At 53.2% G+C, this 17025-nt stretch carries 12 protein-coding genes, 1 tRNA gene and 1 pseudogene; 6 read left to right on the top strand and 8 right to left on the bottom strand.

Annotated elements, in window-relative coordinates:
• Positions 1-149: 149 nt before the first annotated feature.
• The 7 genes from JMN36_RS07055 to JMN36_RS07085 all read right to left on the bottom strand — a co-directional run bounded on the left by JMN36_RS07055 (position 150) and on the right by JMN36_RS07085 (position 7958).
• The gene (locus JMN36_RS07055; RefSeq protein WP_204088367.1) at positions 150-1205 is read right to left on the bottom strand and encodes an urease accessory protein UreD; all 1056 of its coding nucleotides are present in this window, start codon (positions 1203-1205) and stop codon (positions 150-152) included.
• 3 nt (positions 1206-1208) lie between these two features.
• Positions 1209-1856: an urease accessory protein UreG gene (gene ureG / locus JMN36_RS07060; protein ID WP_204088368.1), complete on the bottom strand. Its 648-nt coding sequence runs from the start codon at positions 1854-1856 to the stop codon at positions 1209-1211.
• A gap of 32 nt (positions 1857-1888) precedes the next feature.
• Positions 1889-2692: an urease accessory protein UreF gene (locus JMN36_RS07065; RefSeq protein WP_204088369.1), complete on the bottom strand. Its 804-nt coding sequence runs from the start codon at positions 2690-2692 to the stop codon at positions 1889-1891.
• A 28-nt stretch (positions 2693-2720) separates the two neighbouring features.
• Positions 2721-4913, bottom strand: a complete 2193-nt coding sequence (gene ureC / locus JMN36_RS07070) for an urease subunit alpha (RefSeq protein ID WP_221924085.1) — start codon at positions 4911-4913, stop codon at positions 2721-2723.
• A 33-nt stretch (positions 4914-4946) separates the two neighbouring features.
• Complete coding sequence (locus tag JMN36_RS07075) at positions 4947-6161, bottom strand: hypothetical protein (RefSeq protein WP_204088371.1); 1215 nt, start codon at positions 6159-6161, stop codon at positions 4947-4949.
• Between the two features lie 18 nt (positions 6162-6179).
• The gene (locus tag JMN36_RS07080; protein WP_204088372.1) at positions 6180-6485 is read right to left on the bottom strand and encodes an urease subunit gamma; all 306 of its coding nucleotides are present in this window, start codon (positions 6483-6485) and stop codon (positions 6180-6182) included.
• Positions 6486-6620: 135 nt separating this feature from the next.
• Positions 6621-7958, bottom strand: a complete 1338-nt coding sequence (locus JMN36_RS07085; RefSeq protein ID WP_204088373.1) for a DUF4921 family protein — start codon at positions 7956-7958, stop codon at positions 6621-6623.
• A gap of 226 nt (positions 7959-8184) precedes the next feature.
• Between JMN36_RS07085 and JMN36_RS07090 the strand changes: the two genes are divergently transcribed.
• The 3 genes from JMN36_RS07090 to JMN36_RS07100 all read left to right on the top strand — a co-directional run bounded on the left by JMN36_RS07090 (position 8185) and on the right by JMN36_RS07100 (position 10869).
• A complete protein-coding gene (locus JMN36_RS07090; RefSeq protein WP_221924086.1) occupies positions 8185-9507 on the top strand; it encodes a threonine/serine exporter family protein in 1323 nt (440 codons plus the stop codon).
• Between the two features lie 203 nt (positions 9508-9710).
• A complete protein-coding gene (locus tag JMN36_RS07095; RefSeq protein ID WP_221924087.1) occupies positions 9711-10616 on the top strand; it encodes an SGNH/GDSL hydrolase family protein in 906 nt (301 codons plus the stop codon).
• Between the two features lie 179 nt (positions 10617-10795).
• Positions 10796-10869 (top strand) — tRNA-Leu (locus JMN36_RS07100).
• A gap of 128 nt (positions 10870-10997) precedes the next feature.
• Here the strand turns inward: JMN36_RS07100 and JMN36_RS07105 are convergent.
• Positions 10998-11144 (bottom strand): annotated as a pseudogene (locus tag JMN36_RS07105) (site-specific integrase); the annotation flags it as partial.
• A gap of 75 nt (positions 11145-11219) precedes the next feature.
• On the opposite strand from JMN36_RS07105, the gene JMN36_RS07110 reads away from it, so the two are divergent.
• From JMN36_RS07110 to rpsA, 3 genes are all read left to right on the top strand, one after another.
• Complete coding sequence (locus tag JMN36_RS07110; RefSeq protein ID WP_221924088.1) at positions 11220-12326, top strand: sulfurtransferase; 1107 nt, start codon at positions 11220-11222, stop codon at positions 12324-12326.
• Between the two features lie 110 nt (positions 12327-12436).
• Positions 12437-15211, top strand: coding sequence for a DNA polymerase I (polA, locus tag JMN36_RS07115; protein WP_204088377.1), 2775 nt, complete (start codon positions 12437-12439; stop codon positions 15209-15211).
• A gap of 291 nt (positions 15212-15502) precedes the next feature.
• Entirely contained in the window at positions 15503-16969 is a 1467-nt protein-coding gene (gene rpsA, locus JMN36_RS07120; protein WP_046202961.1) for a 30S ribosomal protein S1, read from the top strand.
• Positions 16970-17025: the final 56 nt, after the last annotated feature.

The raw sequence follows: 17025 nt of genomic DNA on the forward strand, positions 1-17025 counted from the left end.
GTCATAGACACGTAAATTATGGTGCTAATGTCACGAACGCGCTCCCACTGTATGAATATCAGGTGACCTAGGTAAACAACGCGTTACTACGCGGAAATGATCACTAGCGACCCGTGGGGCAACGACGTGTAAAGAAGACGTGTAAAGAATTAGTACTTCCGCAACCGTGGCGCTGGTGCTGAAAGAAGCGTTTCTCGCGCCGCGGTCCACAAGCGGTCACGAGCGATTCGTGCCTCATCAGCAGTGGCAGCAAAGATACGCACCCAGACCCCGGATTCGTAGGGAAGAGTTGATGTAGCCCACCGAACTGATGCCGGGAAATCGGAGTTCGGCAAGCGTCGGAGCACGTCGAGAAGTGCCTGAGTAGCTTGCGGTGAAGGCACAACTATCCAGACATTGGACCATGCGCCATAGTTACGCATGCCGAGCAGCCGACTGCCCGAATGCGGGCGCAAGAGTCCGCGATCGATAACGAGAGGTCTGTAGCCAGATTCTCCAAGTCGCCTGCAGTCATGTGGATGGTCAGCTCGTGGCTGGTCGATTCGTGTTTCCATAGACAACGCGTCGTAGCGGTGCCACTCACCGCGTCCCAGTCGCCCCGCCGCAATACAATCGCTGACTATCGCGCAGCCTCCTCGAGCAGCTGTTACTCTCATAGACAGATGAGCCCGCGAGCCCTCATAGGGGATCACATGGTCAGGCATATATTCGAGAGTGCTTCCCGGACCAACAGTCAGATTGACGTGTTGTATCGCTAGCCCCACATCCATTCGATATATAGGCGTCGCCGCCTGAGTGGTGATAAGAGCCGACGCCGGTTTTGCTTCGCCGACGCGAATGTCGACGAGGTGTCGATCATTGTGAGCAAGCCCAGCACCCGTGGTCATAACGTAGAGCAACGGTGTGCCAGGCTGGTGTGGGTCCGTGTACAGCGGTCGCATAAGAGCAAGCGGAGCTTTCACGATTTTCTCCGCGACGACCGATCTATGTCCCGCATGCTTATCCCCAGTTGAGTCAACTCGGGCATACAGAAAACCGACTTTGCCAGGTGAACCAACCGGAAGTGCCCGGTGGTCACCGGACACTGGATGACTGCGAAGCTCCTTGGTGATCCTCGGCGGAATGGGAAGCGTAGCTGCCGCGTCATAGAGGGAGACAAAAGTAGGGGTAGAGATGTTGCTCTCCACTTTGGTCTGGGGTGTCACGCCCTACCCCTGGTGAGCTTTTCGCTGCGTCTCCATAAACTCAGCAAGCTCGGACAGTCCGTCACCCGTTAACGCGTTGGTCGGTAACACGGGGAGACCACCGCGCACCTCTTTCGCATCAGCGACCATCTTGTCCAAATCACAATGAACATAGGGCGCAATATCCGTCTTATTAATAATGAGAAGATCCGATTCCGTGACGCCCGGCCCCCGTTTCCGAGGCATTTTGTCACCTTCCGCAGTGTCAAGAATAAAGACGTATGTTTCCACCAGCGCCGGCGAAAAAGTGAGCGTCAAATTATCCCCACCCGATTCGAACAACAAAGTGTCGATATCGGGGAAGCGCTCCACCATCTCTGCCGCCGCCATCAAATTCATCGTCGGATCGTCCCGGACAGCCGTGTGAGGGCAGGATCCTGTTTCTACCCCCACGATTCGCGCCGGGTCGAGAATTCCATCTAATTCCCGACGGATATGGTTTGCATCTTCTTGGGTGTAAATATCATTCGTGATAATTCCCACGCTATGACCGTGCTCGATCAACGTGGGCACCAGTGCCTCGATAATTGCCGTCTTTCCTGATCCGACTGGACCACCAAATCCGATGCGATAAATCGAGTGCTGTTCACGTCCTGGTTCATTATGTGACATAGCGAAATCCTCACATTTCGTACTAGTAATAATTAATTAATGAATAGTCGTGCGGGAGCGGATTCGTGTGCCGCACACGCAACATCCAAAGCAGGGCTTAGTGTTCCTATATCGTCAACGGATGAATCGCAACACATCTGTATACAGTCAGCGATATCTGATCCCACCTCATTCACAATCTGCTGGGCACTGATATGGTCAGCCACGCTTAAACGAACCGCCGCGGAACAGGCTCCAGCCGCAAAAGAAAACAGTTCACAGGACACTGCCATTTCCTGAGACAATCCATTGTGATGATGAATGACTCCAGCGACTATTGCCTGGTTACCTATGACATTTCCTTCGCGTACGTCGCTGATCAGTGTCCCTAGCGGTGTGTCGTCAGCGGGGCGGAGCACGTCGTCGGCCATTGACAATAATTGCTTGCCGACGCGCATACTCCCGCGCCGTGCATTATCGCTAGGTTTTGTTGCCAGGAGGACCTCGTCGATGATTCGAAGTGTCTCCGTTGTGGAGTGTGCAGAGACACTCGCAGACATCGTGGCCGACGTGGATTGTCGCCACTCCTGAGTCCAGGTCCATGCCAAGGCCGTTGCAATTCCATCGGTAGGGGCGACGACGTCGGTAATAAGCTCGCGAACAGTGTCTGTGAGAGAGGCGTTGTCTAGCCAATGGCACTGAGATAGCCCTTCGAGCCCGTGCGAGAGCGTGTACATTCCCGACGGGAACGCCGTGTCTGTCCATTGGAGGGCTGATAGGAAGGCTGGAAACACCGATTGCCATCCAGAACTACCAGTGCTGTTCACGGTCGCGTCGAGATTATTGGAAGAAGACATGATTCAAAGCCGTCACCGATGTGTCGTGTTAGAACAAGTAGTGCAGTTGAGCTAAGGGAAGTTTGTCAGCGGGCGCTATAGTGAGCGGTTCCCCGTCCGCCCGAACCTCGTAAGTATCGGGGTCGACCGTGATCTTCGGTAGCTCACAGTTTCTCACCATGTCTTTCTTTCCGATGTGTCGACAACCGTGAACGGGCAAAACGGTGCTGGTGAGACCCAGCTTGGCGGGCACGCCGTCGTTAATAGCCTCGGAAGACATGAACGTGATCCGGCTGTGGGGCAGTGCGTGACCGCGATTGCCGAACATGGGTCGATATACCACCGGCTCTGGGGTGGGAAGAGAAGCATTGGGATCGCCCATTAAGGACCAGCAAATATGACCACTGCGAATCACGAGCTGGGGCTTTGCAGCAACCGACGACACCGGCCACAGGACAATATCGGCGACTTTTCCGACTTCCAACGACCCGATGTAGTCATTGACTCCGGCGGCGATCGCGGGGTTGCATGTCACCTTAGCGACGTAGCGAAGGACGCGATGGTTGTCATTGCCTGACGTAGACTTTGTGTCGGTCTCGGAGTCTGTTGACTCAACGGACGCTGAGTTCTCAGGGGCTGCTTGACGATCCTCTGGAAGGGGACCGAGCTCAGCTTTGCAATGGTGTGCAGTTTGAAAAGCACGGGCCCAGGTTTCCCCAACACGACCCATTGCCTGCGAATCCGAACTGAAAATAGAGATGACGCCTCTATCGTGGAGAACCGTTTCAGCAGCGATAGTTTCGGGTCTGACGCGAGATTCCGCGAAAGATACATCTTCCGGAATGTCATGAGACAGATGGTGACAAACCATCACCATGTCGAGGAGTTCTTCAGCGCTATTGACGGTGTAGGGGAGAGTGGGGTTCGTTGAGGCGGGGAGCACCGAGGGCATTCCTGTCACGCGGAGGATATCGGGTGCGTGGCCCCCACCAGCACCTTCGGAGTGGAAGGTGTGAATAGTTCGGTCTCCGATGGCATTGCGCGTGTCCTCGAAGAAACCGCTTTCGTTCAGCGTGTCAGTATGGATGGCGAGCTGAACGTCATGGTCGTCACAGACCTTGAGGGCATTGTCAATCACGGCTGGTGTTGCTCCCCAGTCTTCATGAATTTTTAATCCTGCGGCCCCAGCTGCAATTTGCGACTCTAAAGCCTCGGGAAGTGATCCTGATCCTTTGCCCAGAATTCCGATATTGACCGGCATATCGTCGGCGGCTCGCAGCATCATGCCAATGGAACTTTCCCCCGGTGTGCAGGTCGTCCCTTTTGTTCCTTCGGCAGGACCCGTTCCACCGCCGAAAAACGTCGTAATTCCATTTGATAATCCCTCTTCGGCTTGCTGAGGAGAAATAAAATGGATATGCGAATCAATCCCGCCGGCAGTCACAATTCGATGTTCGCCTGCGATAACTTCAGTATTGGGCCCAATGATCAGCTGCGGATCAACACCATCCTGAGTATGCGGGTTACCCGCCTTGCCAATTCCGACAATTCGCCCATCTTTAATCCCGATATCGGCCTTAATAATCCCCGTCATCGCATCAACGATGAGCGCGCTCGTAATAACAGTGTCGACGGATTCTGCATCAGAAGCTTGAGGGTCCTGTGCCATCCCATCACGAATAGCTTTGCCACCGCCATACACCGATTCGTCCCCATACGCTCGCGAATTAGCATCATCAGTTAATTCGATAACGAGGTTGGTGTCGGCAAGCTGAATGCGGTCGCCCGTCGTCGGGCCATAAATGGAACCATATTCCGCTTTGGAAATAGAGTACGGGCCTTGGTCGGCGGGCAACTCGTCGTCAGGTACAGATTCTGTTTTAAAACCGCGCTCCTGTGCTCGTTGGAGACCCCGCTCACGAATGGCAGGATCGTCGAGGGCACCTTCCGCCAAAGCACTAAAGCCATGCAGGATTCTGCGCCCACCAAAATCAACTAATTGAACTTCTTTCGAATCGCCGGGCTCGAATCGGACAGCTAATCCCGCTGGGATATTGAGGCGCATACCCCATGCCCGATGACGATCGAAGAGTAATTCGCGATTCGCCTCGAAGAAATGGAAATGGCTTCCCACTTGGACGGCCCGGTCACCGGTATTGGTGACGCGTAGTGTAAGTGTCCTTTTACCCGGGTTAATCGTGATGGTTCCGTCGTCGTAGATATATCTGTTTGCAGTGCTCATGAAGTCCTCGTGATTGCGTGGCGATTTATTGGCCTAACGGCCATGAGACGAGCCCTCTTCGTGTTCGTCGTAGTAGTCGTGTGAGTGGCCGTGGGAATGGGAATGCTCGATATGATGGTGGTGGGCATGCTCACGAGAATGCGTGTGCGAGTGCGTGTGGGGGTGAGGGTGGTGGTGTGAATGAGTGTGACTGTGCGGATGACTATGTGAATGGCTATGCCCACCCTCGGCGTCATCCTCCTCATGGGCATGACTATGCGCGAAGCCCGAATCATGATCAGCCCACAGTGCCTCTTCCAAACCCACGACAGGGAAGGATTGGCTACTCAGGGCTGATGATGGATCGTCAGAGGATTGATTGCCGCCAGTGCTATGAGCTGCATCGTTTCCCGCCGAGGATTTGAATACGTCGGCAGCAGCATCGCGAGCACGAACAACATTTGTCTCAATCAGCACTGCGAGTGCTGACGGCGACCATAGTGGGACCTCGTGATAGCTTCCTCCATCGGCGCAATTACCGTCCTTATTCGGCGGCAGAAGGTCTGCTCGAAGAACGACGATTCGCTCCCCGTCGGGCTCGGCCGCCTGGTCGGCCGCATGGTCATCGAGAAGAATCTCAGCACGGTGAATAGCCTCAGGAAGGCTCGGGGCTGCTCCGTCAAATGCCACAGAGGTCTCAGAATTGCTGTACTGCCATGCCAACCGGGTATCACGGAACAAATCAGCGTCGAAAAAGGGATCTAAAGCCACTGATACGACGACGTACGAATGTGCTGGATGGGAGCGCATGTTTGCACGTAAAGCCGATACGCGTGTGGTTGAATTCCCGATTGGATCGGAAATAATCACCCGCGCTGAAGGCCGGCTGCGTTTCCACCATTGGGTCGCTTGCGCTAGTGCTGTGATGCTGTGGAGGTCTCGTCCCGCGGTCATGGGAATGATGACAGTGGGAGGCTGATTGGCGGTTGAGGTTGCCGAATGACGGGCGTCGTCCTCTGAAGGATCCTCGTGATGCGCGACTGTGAGGGCTTGCGTTAATTCACTTGTTGAATGAGCGAGAACGATCGGCTCGAGATTGCCGTCGCTTGGCATAGAACGATGGGCGGCTGAAGAACCATGCGCCGCTGCCCCTGTTGCAGCTGCGTGCTGGTCAGCGACATCGACTAGACGGAATCGACGGAGACGGGCAGTTGCTTCGCGAATGAGCTCGTCATTATGGGCTTCGGCGCCACAAAAAAGAATGATCATCGATACTTCCCGGCGCGTCTAGTGTCGGATGGGATCGTGGACGGAGACGAGTTTCGTTCCGTCAGGAAAAGTCGCTTCTACCTGGACTAGCGAGACCATGTCTGGGACGTCGTCGAGTACCTCGTCGGCAGTGAGGACCGTCGTCCCGATGTGCATTGCTTCAGCCACGCTCTTGCCATCGCGTGCTGCTTCTATGACGGCGTCGGAAATTAAAGCAATCGCTTCGGGGTGGTTGAGTTTGACACCCCGTTCTCGTCGACGTTGAGCCACTTGAGCTGCAAGAAATACTAATAATTTATCTGTCTCACGAGGAGAGAGATTCATTGGTATGGCTCCTTACGCGCGCAACAAAGCTCCGGGGGTGGTGTGCACAACCCTGTCTCGGCATGATGGTCGCCCCTCACTCTGCCATCATGTGACGAATGAATCGTTGGCTTTATGTTGCGAGTATGTAAATCTTTATCGAAGAGCAGGATTGTATTTCAGTGAATTACGGCGGTACGTCAGTTCGCCAGCGATACGAACTGACTCAGCCAGTCGACCTTCCTCGCGCAATTGGCTGAGCCTTTTTGACATGCGCTGCCGGATATTTTCCGGCGAAATGGTATTCAGATATACCTTGGTCGAACCCTCGAAACCGGCGAGGTTTGATGCTCGCCATTTGATCATTACTCGCCATGGCATAGGGATATCGAGGTCAATTGGTTTGTGGTGCCATTCCTCATTACATGGAACGTCCGAGCCGGTTGCTGCGTGGCACGCGTGAATGAGGTCGCTCATGTCCCGCATTTCTTCTTCGCTGAGCTTCCACGGTTCACACGTTGCTGATCGAGAGTAAATCTCGATAGTTGGGTAGCGGTGCCCAAACCCAGCGAAAGCGATGGCATGAGTGTTTTCGGCAATGACTAGATTGTGATAGCCGGCATAATCAACGGCCCATTCGTTGTACATATTGGGGTTGGACCGTAGTCGCGCGATCTCGAGTTCGGCCTGCGCGCCTCGCTCATCGATAGCGACGAGCTGCTTGTGCAAGTGATCAAAGCTTGCTCCTGCAGGCTTCAGCCAGTTTTGGAATACGGCCACATACCGTGCGTAGCGGTTGCGTGAATAGAGGTCACGCATTGCGTCAGCGGTGAAGTTGATGAATTGGTAGTGCTCTTCCGGCGTTAGCGTGCCGCTGGAGGCGAGTTGTCCGCTCGAGGTGGCGTCGTCAGTGAAGTGTCGACGGGCCACGATGACGTCGTGTCCACCAGCAAAGTAGGCGGGCGCACGCTTGAGAAGTTCGGTTTCCGGTGTGTCTTTGATCTCCGATTCCGGTGTTCCTGCAGAACGCAGACGTGTCGCGATAATGTTCAGCACGTGCTGCCTTCCGGCAGGTTCGCTGAGGTAATCGTTCATGTGGGTTGAGGTTTCCGGATCCATCGCGAATCCGTGGTTCGCCCGCCAGTATTCGTATCCGAGAATCTCGAAGAGGTTGGGGACACGTCGGAACTCGGCGACTGAGTCATCCAGTTGACTCTCTTTTAACCGGTAGCGGGTTGTCCACTTGTTGTTGTCGACGACGACTCGCGCTTTCTCCGGAGGAGTCTCTCTGTATCGCGCGGAACAAAATGCGCACTCATGGTCGCGATCGTGCGGAGTGACAGGGTGCTCTTCTGGAATGGGGTGCGCGATTGGTCGATTCCCGCGCCCCGGTACAGTCCACACTTCGGTTCCTGTAAATGGGTTGACCTGCTTGATGGTTCCATCGGCAAGTGTTGTTAGAGGTGCGAGAGGCAGGGCGACAGGAGTACTCACGAGCGAAAACTTTAGCGGGTGGGTGACGTGATCGCGACCTTGATTCCCGACGAGACGATGGAGCCGTCTTTGCACTCGCGCGTGCGCCGGTGTTTAACTCACGCGTGCGTCGGTGTTAAATGAGCACGGTTGCTAAAACATTGTTGGACCGTGTTGGTCATTTCTTGTTTCATCGGAAGTAAGAAGAAGATAAGACAACGGCATTGGACACAGAGGGCGATGAATAGTGGATACTGAAGGTCAGGAGCTTATGCCCCACGAGCGTGACCCCCGCATGGGAATCGATGCGGATGCTGTGTTACGCGTGGGTGAGATCTTGCTCTCTGCCGGGACCGACGTATATCGAGTTATTCGGGCGATGAAACGCACGGCCCGGTCCTTGGGCTTCGATCGGTTCGACGCGTCGATCACGATGTCAAGTATCCGTTTTACCGGGCGCAGAGGGAATAACTTCCGAACGGAAATCAGTACTTTAGAGAAGTACGGCGTCGATTCTTCTCTTATTGAAGCTGTCGAAGATCTGACTCACCACCTTCCCTCTGAAATAACGGCAGAGTGGGTTCACGAAAAGCTCGATAAAATCGAGAACAATCGACGGACCAGGTGGAGTCGAGTTGCACTTGCCTGTGCTGCGGCGGTGGCGTGTTCGGCGTTCGCGATTTTAAATCGGTTTAGTTTTGATTCGGCTGTAGCAGTTGCTTTTAGCGCTTTGTGCGGCCAAACCGTGAGGATGTCTTTTGCTCGTAAGCGTTTCAATCAATTAGGGACGACGGCAGTTTCGGGAATAGTTGCCTGTCTGGTGTATTTCGGGTTAAGTCAGCTCTTCTTTGTGACTCCCTGGGGTCGGTCAGAGCAGACGCTGGGCCAGGGCTATGTGGCGGCGATGTTGTTCTTGATTCCCGGTTTTCCGCTGTTTACTGCGTTGGTTGACCTGGCCAGATTAGATATCGCCGCGGGGTGGGAGCGTTTTGTTTACGCTTTCGAGATCATTGTCTCAGCAACCATGGCGGCGTGGATTGTCTCCGCATGCACGGGTCTTGAGCCGTCAGTGCCGGCTCAAAGTGGGACGACCGAGTGGTCATGGCTTATCGTCGCCGGAATAGCGAGCATTTTTGGTGTTGCCGGATTCGCCATGCTCTTTAATTCATCACGACGAATGATTGCTATTGCGGCAGTGGTGGGTGCGATGGCGAACGTCGTTAAATTTACCTGTTTATTCATAGGAATTCCGACGCAGGTTGCCGGATTAATTGGGGGACTATGTGTCGGTTTAATCGCTAATCTAATTCGTGATCGTTCGTATATTCCGCGTATCACAGTGACGATACCTGCAGTCATTATTATGATTCCTGGAACAGAGATGTTCCGGGGAATTTATTATCTTAATGACGGAAATATTAATGAGGCCCTCACTCACACAGTGACCGCATCGTTGCAAGTTTTTGCTATTGCGGCGGGTTTGGTTATTGCGCGGTTAGCCGCCGATGACTCGTGGGCTCGACATAAGTACATTGATTTCGCGCGTCGGCCGGACCATTCGATTGGTTAAAAACTATGGAGTCTCTCCCCTCGGTGGGAAAGCTGGTCAAGAGATCGATTGTCATGATCGAATAGGGGAGCTCCAATTGCAAATACGCTAGCAATATAGGTTTTAGAGTCGTTGACGTCCGCATGTCATCTACAGGAGGTGACTGCAGTTCTACTGTAGCTGCGCTTTGGTTATGTTATGGTTGTAGAAGTAATCATCCCTTGGTGCTCTCGAAAGAAGGAAAAATGAAGTCTACGAAAAAAGTCGTTGGCTCGCTTGCTATAGCCGCATGTACAGCGGTGATGGGGGTCGTAGGGTCGACGCCATCTGCAAGTGCTCTTGAACAAGGGGATAAGTATGTGGCATTGGGAGACTCATACGCTTCTGTGGGCTCACTGACTTCCCCCCAATTTAAAAATCCGGCATGTGTCGCGTCTACTGATAATTATGCTCACAAATTGGCCCAACAACGTGGACTTCAATTAGATGACGCTACATGTGCCTGGGCTTTCACGTATAACTACGACTTTCCGCAAAACCATGCACTTCCATTCACGGCTTTGACCGGGCAGCGTGAGCGAGTCACAGAAGACACCAAGTTGGTTACGTTGACATTGGGAGGGAATGATGCCGGCACCGCCTTCGCTTTTCCACCATGCTTCATAAGGGCGGTCTCGGGGGTTGGTGAGAGTTGTCGTGTTACCTCTCAAGACGCCGTCGAGAAGTCTATTTATGCGCCGGGTATCGATGGGCGCACGCTACTTCAACGCGAAATAGACATTATTAATGATATTAAGCATCGTGCTCCCAATGCAGAGATCGTTGTGACCGGGTATATGAATGCCTTTAAACCTGATACATGGTGTCTTAATGATGGCTTCCTTAGCTCCGACGAGCGGACTTACTTTGCTGAGACCGTTGATGAAGTTAATAACCTCATGAAAGATGCCGCTAACCAAACTGGTGTCAAGTATGTTGCGCCACCAAATGAAGAAAAAGGCTGGTGTGACGGCGGTGTCGGCAATCAACCGAGTAACTCGCTTTTAGGTTTTCCAGACAACACCATACCGATTCATCCTACTGCTGCCGGCCAGCAACGTATGGCCGATGCCATTTCTGCTCAGATCTAAAAACAGGAGCAGATACGATCCCTTAGGCTCTGAGACGCTGAAATGATGGCAGGGTATTAGCGGAATAGAGTTGATTAAAATTTCCACTCTGACCTGCCGATTTCTGTGTTGAAGTAGGGGCCCGTATAATCGTTCCTCGTGTTCGTCGGAGATGATAGTAATCGCATCCGCCGGACTCCGCCCCGGTAGCCCAATTGGCAGAGGCAACGGATTCAAAACCCGTCCAGTGTGAGTTCGAGTCTCACCCGGGGCACTAGTTTTTACCCGTTTGACCAGCGGTTTTGTACAAAATAGCTCAACCAATGTGATATAGGCTACACAGTTCTGACCTGGGCTTTTATAATCGTTCATAACCGTTTAGAGCCAAAATAGAGCCACAGACTACACAGCGCGAAGCCTACCCACGTCATTAGTAAGTGAATCCATCGCAGCAGAGACTTCATTGAGATCACTATCAAACAGAGCGCTGTAGGTATCCAACGTCATAGCTGCCGAAGCATGGCCGAGTTGCCGCTGAACAATTTTCACATAGTAACTGCCTCATCGTAAGCGTTGTCATAGATCGGTGGAGCACGGTTTGGTTCCATTTCATACGATGGGATTATGAACAACGAGTTGCCCTGGGTTATTTCTATTCAGGAATTGCACAAGCTTCTGCACGACTCCGCGGCTCATAAGAACCAGCGGAATGCTCGACGAGAGGCCTTCCGACAGAAATCAGAGTGGGTCGAGCGTGCTTTGGCTCATCCAGATGACCTCTCCGTATCAGAGCGCCGCCTTCTCGAGCAGTACCTTCGCGAAGAGGGGGAAAATAAAGATCTATATCGATCACAACCTTTGGCTTTATGCCCCGTGGTTGTTGCTGATGTGAGGTGGTATCTCGATGGACGCTCAGGATATGACGCGTACAAAGAGGGGCATATTCCGCACTCGGTTTTCATCGATTTAGATAGCATGCTCGCCGGACCGGCTTCGAAAGAAGAAGGAAGGCATCCGTTGCCTTTGGAGGAGAGTTTTGCTGCAGCTATGGAAGTCAGTGGAATTGCCGACGACACCACCGTGGTTGCCTACGACGATGCAGGCGGGGCATCCGCGTCGAGATTAGTCTGGCTTCTGCGGGCCAGCGGACATCGAGCCGCCGTCTTGGATGGAGGCCTCAACGCGTGGATCGAGTATTGTGAACAGACCCATAAGTCCGACGAGGCCGAGCAAGGGATCGGACAACTACATGACCACTTCCTTGATTACGGTGATGATGTGACTGAGGCTGAGGAAGCAGGAGCCTTTACCGCAGAGCCTTTCAATACCGAATGGATTGTCTCTATCGACGAGGCGGCGACGTTCGCGGGCGAGGGGGTCGTTATTGATGCTCGCGCGCCAGAACGTTACCGAGGAGATAATGAACCGATGGATAGTCGCGCAGGACATATTCCAGGCGCTCTTAACCTTTTCCATGGTGATCTTATTGATGATAAAGGATATTTCCTTGACCCGGACCAGGTAGTGTCACGTCTTAATGATGCTGGTGTTGAGACGCGAGAGGGGCAATCGTTAGCGGAATCGCTCGTTGTGTACTGCGGCTCCGGGGTTACCGCCACTCATGAGATCGTAGCGTTGGCCCATGCGGGGATTCAGACTCGCTTATACCCCGGATCGTGGTCGCAGTACTCGGCAACCGATCGGCCTATCGCCCAGGGGACTGAGCGATAAAGATCTACCCGCATGTCGTCGCATGAAAACCCGTCTTGTTTTACGTCGTATTTTAAGAAGAATAACCATCGACCAGTCAGAGAAAAGTAAGAGTAAAGGAGTCCTAGTCCATGGTGTCTGCCAACGAGGTTGAGGATAAGAAGAAGTTGCTTCTTCTCGACGGCCACTCTCTGGCTTTCCGCGCTTTTTATGCGTTACCGGCTGACAAGTTTACCGATTCGTCAGGCCAGCACACTAATGCTGTATATGGTTTCATATCCATGCTGACGACCCTTCTCGAACAAGAAAAGCCTAGCCATGTTGCTGCAGCTTTTGACCTGGCTGGTCCCACTTTTCGATCTGAAAAATTTGCTGACTATAAAGCCCAACGTCCGGAAACACCTCCAGAATTTAAAGGCCAAATTGAGCTCATTCGTCAGGCATTAAAAACGTTTGGTATCACTACCGTCGATTACAAACGATACGAAGCGGATGACGTCATTGCGACCCTCGCTACACAGGGGCATAAGCAGGGATTTGACACCTATATCTGCACCGGCGACCGGGATTCACTGCAACTCGTTACCGATGATGTCACCGTGCTGTACACGCTCCGTGGTGTTAGTAATCTCGCTCGGTTTACTCCCGAGGCTGTTGAAGAAAAGTATGGGGTTACGCCGACACAGTATCCGGACCTCGCAGCTTTACGGGGCGACACCTCTGACAATATGCCAGGAGTACCAGGGGTAGGGCCTAAGACAGCTCAAAAATGGATAAGTAAATACGGTTCCCTTAATAACTTAATTGACAATATCGACGACATTGGCGGAAAAGTCGGAGATGCACTTCGGCGGGATATTGACACGGTGATCCAAGCCCGCGAGCTTACCGAAATGGTCCGTGATCTCCCCATCGATTGCAGCCCTGAGGACTGCGAAATTCGCCCGCCGGCGAGAAATGACGTGAACGACTTCTTCGACGATATTCAGTTCGGAACCAACCTCCGAGAGAGAGTATTTTCGGTCATTCCCACACAAGGTGGCTCAGTGGAGAATGACAACCGTCATGAGCGCGTGTCGTATGAACGTGTAGGTTTGCAGAAAGGGGCGATCCGCCACTGGTTAGAGGAAGCCGCTGATCACAAACCCGCCGGGGTCGCAGCGTTGGGAAGCATGCTCCCATCTTCGCCAAGTATGAAGGCCCTGGCTATCACGCAGGGTAAACAAACGGCGATCATCAACATGAGTCGGACGACGGATGATGACCGGAAGGCGTTGAAGGAATGGCTTCGGGATCCCGGCCGCCCGATCGTGATACACGATGGCAAGGGTTTTCTTCACATGTTAAGTAGCGAAGGATTTACCGCTACAAACATTGAACATGACACGAGGCTCGCCTCGTACTTAATCCGTCCTGACCTCGCGAGCTTCGACCTGGAGAGTGCTGTGCGACGCCATCTCGGACGAGACCTCTATGACAGCGACGTCATGTCATGGGAGGAAGAACACCATTCTGGGCGGCAAATGTCGTTAGAAGTAGGGGATCTGTCATCGGACGGTGAGGACGACCGATCAGTTACCGGGATTCCGTGGCCTGAGTGGGCGAAGTTGGCTGATAATGCGGAAGCCCCTCTAGAGCTTGCCGCAGAACTGGCAAGGAAGCTCGATGATGCGGGCTTGTACTCAATTTACGAAAACCTTGAGATCCCACTCGTCCCCATTTTGTTTGGCATGGAGCACGCCGGAATTAAGGTCAACAGAGAACGCATGACAGCGTTGAGGGATTCAACAGCCGAAAAATTAGCCAAAGAGGTTGAGGAAGCCCGTGCTCTTGTCGATATGCCTACGTTGAATCTAGGAAGTCCGAAACAATTACAAGAGGTCCTCTTCGATAAATTGGAACTGCCTAAGACGAAGAAAACAAAGACGGGTTATTCGACTGCAGCTAAAGCCATCGAGCAACTAGCTGAGAAGCACCCGCACCCGTTCCTCGACCATCTTCTGGCACATCGGGAATATCAAAAAAGGGTCAGCACTCTTGATGGGCTAATTAAAGCGATCGCGTCGGATGAGCGTGTTCACACGACGTTCAACCAAACTGCGACTGCAACGGGGCGCTTGTCTTCAACTGACCCTAATCTTCAGAATATTCCGGTCCGTACGGAGGAAGGGCGTCAAATACGTGCGGCATTTGTTCCAGGTGAGGGATATGAAGCTTTATTAACCGCAGACTATTCGCAGATCGAAATGCGTGTTATGGCACATCTCTCGCAGGATTCAGGCCTTATTGAGGCTTACCGCAGTGGTGAAGATCTGCACAATTTCGTCGGTTCGCAGGTTTTTGACGTGCCGGTCAACGAGGTAACCCCTGAGCTACGACGTCGAGTAAAAGCGTTGAGCTACGGCCTTGTATATGGACTGTCGGAATATGGCCTCTCTCAACAACTGGATATTTCTGTGAGAGAGGCTAAGAAAATTATGGTTAAGTATTTTGAACGGTTTGGGGGCGTGAGGCGATATCTAAATGACGTTGTTGATCGTGCGCGGAAGGATGGCTATACCTCGACAATGTTGGGGAGAAGGCGCTATCTCCCAGACCTCACCAGCATGAATCGGCAGGCTAGGGAGAATGCCGAACGTGCAGCCCTGAATGCTCCGATTCAGGGCACAGCAGCAGACATCATCAAGGTCGCGATGATTCGGGTTGATGCTGCGTTGAAGCAGGAGGAATTGGCATCGCGAGTGCTACTTCAGGTTCATGATGAGCTTGACGTCGAGGTCGCAAAAGGGGAGCTTGAGCAGGTGAGAGGCATTATCCAGAGAGAAATGGATGAGGCTATCGAACTTGCTGTCCCGCTCGAGGTTGGAATGGCAGTTGGCTCTGATTGGAATGAAGCGGGCCATTAGTAGTATTCCACCAGCGGAAAGTTTGCCAGTGCAGGGAAAATGAGATAAATTCTAGTATGCGCGTGTGTCCGCCTCTTGTTTCTCTTTTCTTATCGACGTTGACTCGGTTGTATATGGTCGCGATAGCTCAACTGACGACCCAGGTATAGCCCCGGGAACACACTGTCGGTAGGAGAAGACAAGGGGTTAAACATGTGAAGAGCCTTCGCGAAACGGAATGGCTCTTTACATGCGTGACTCGCTCGTTCCTGTCCGTTTTTCGATTACAATCCGTTTCGGAGCACTTAACATATGCCCACTTCTACAACCCCTCAGGTAGCCGTCAATGACATTGGCTCCACTGAGGATTTCCTCGCTGCCATCGACTCCACCATCAAGTACTTCAACGATGGTGACATCGTCGAGGGTACTGTGGTCAAAATTGATCACGATGAGGTTCTTCTTGATATTGGATACAAGACGGAAGGTGTCATCCCTTCACGTGAGCTGTCCATCAAGCACGAAATCGACCCCAACGAAGTTGTTGAGGTCGGCGATGAGATCGACGCTCTTGTTCTCACCAAAGAGGACAAAGAAGGTCGTTTGATCCTGTCGAAGAAGCGTGCACAATATGAGCGCGCTTGGGGCACCATCGAAGAACTTAAAGAGAAGGATGAGCCCGTCACCGGCACCGTTATTGAGGTCGTTAAGGGCGGCTTGATTCTCGACATCGGTCTTCGTGGATTCCTTCCCGCGTCCTTGGTCGAAATGCGTCGTGTGCGGGATCTTCAGCCTTACATCGGCCAAGAGCTGGAAGCGAAGATCATTGAGCTCGACAAGCACCGCAACAACGTTGTGCTCTCTCGTCGTGCATGGCTTGAGCAGACCCAGTCCGAGGTTCGTTCCGAGTTCCTGCATCAGCTCCAGAAGGGTCAGGTCCGCAAGGGCGTTGTCTCCTCCATCGTCAACTTCGGCGCATTCGTCGATCTTGGCGGCGTAGACGGTCTGGTTCACGTCTCCGAGCTGTCCTGGAAGCACATCGACCACCCGTCCGAGGTCGTCGCTGTTGGCGACGAGGTCACCGTCGAGGTCCTCGATGTCGACATGGATCGCGAACGCGTCTCCCTGTCGCTCAAGGCCACCCAGGAAGATCCGTGGCGAGTCTTCGCCCGGACCCACGCTATCGGTCAGATTGTTCCCGGTAAGGTCACCAAGCTGGTTCCGTTCGGTGCGTTCGTCCGCGTTGAAGAGGGTATCGAGGGTCTGGTCCACATCTCCGAGCTGGCAGAACGCCACGTGGAAGTTCCGGATCAGGTCGTCAACGTCGGCGAAGAAGTCATGGTCAAGGTCATCGACATCGACCTTGAGCGTCGCCGTATTTCCCTCTCCCTCAAGCAGGCCGACGAGGACTACACCGAAGAGTTCGATCCGTCGAAGTACGGAATGGCCGACTCTTACGACGAGCAGGGGAACTACATCTTCCCCGAAGGCTTCGATCCCGAGACCAACGAATGGCTCGAAGGATTCGAAGAGCAGCGGGCCGAGTGGGAAGCTCGGTACGCGGAGTCGGAGCGCCGTCACGAGATGCACACCGCCCAGATCGAGCGTCACCGTGCCGGTGCCGCAGAGGCGAAGGAAGCCGCAGCCTCCGGTTACTCGTCCGAGTCTGAGGGTGACTCCGCGCCAGCTGAGCAGAGCGCTGCAGATGACTCCGGTTCCTTGGCTTCTGATGAGCAGCTTGCGAAGTTGCGTGAGAAGCTCGCCGGTGGAGAAAACTAGTTCCGAATTGATAACATGTTCGGGCTAAAAACAGGCTCTTAAACCCAGCCTCACAA

This window comes from Corynebacterium pseudokroppenstedtii, assembly GCF_019754945.1.
GTDB lineage: Bacteria > Actinomycetota > Actinomycetes > Mycobacteriales > Mycobacteriaceae > Corynebacterium > Corynebacterium pseudokroppenstedtii.

Excerpts from the sequence above, each read along its gene's own strand:
- ureG (WP_204088368.1), bottom strand. The coding sequence starts at position 1,856 with ATGTCACATAATGAACCAGGACGTGAACAGCACTCGATTTATCGCATC.
- JMN36_RS07065 (WP_204088369.1), bottom strand. The coding sequence starts at position 2,692 with ATGTCTTCTTCCAATAATCTCGACGCGACCGTGAACAGCACTGGTAGT.
- ureC (WP_221924085.1), bottom strand. The coding sequence starts at position 4,913 with ATGAGCACTGCAAACAGATATATCTACGACGACGGAACCATCACGATT.
- JMN36_RS07075 (WP_204088371.1), bottom strand. The coding sequence starts at position 6,161 with ATGATCATTCTTTTTTGTGGCGCCGAAGCCCATAATGACGAGCTCATT.
- JMN36_RS07080 (WP_204088372.1), bottom strand. The coding sequence starts at position 6,485 with ATGAATCTCTCTCCTCGTGAGACAGATAAATTATTAGTATTTCTTGCA.
- JMN36_RS07110 (WP_221924088.1), top strand. The coding sequence starts at position 11,220 with ATGAACAACGAGTTGCCCTGGGTTATTTCTATTCAGGAATTGCACAAG.
- polA (WP_204088377.1), top strand. The coding sequence starts at position 12,437 with ATGGTGTCTGCCAACGAGGTTGAGGATAAGAAGAAGTTGCTTCTTCTC.
- rpsA (WP_046202961.1), top strand. The coding sequence starts at position 15,503 with ATGCCCACTTCTACAACCCCTCAGGTAGCCGTCAATGACATTGGCTCC.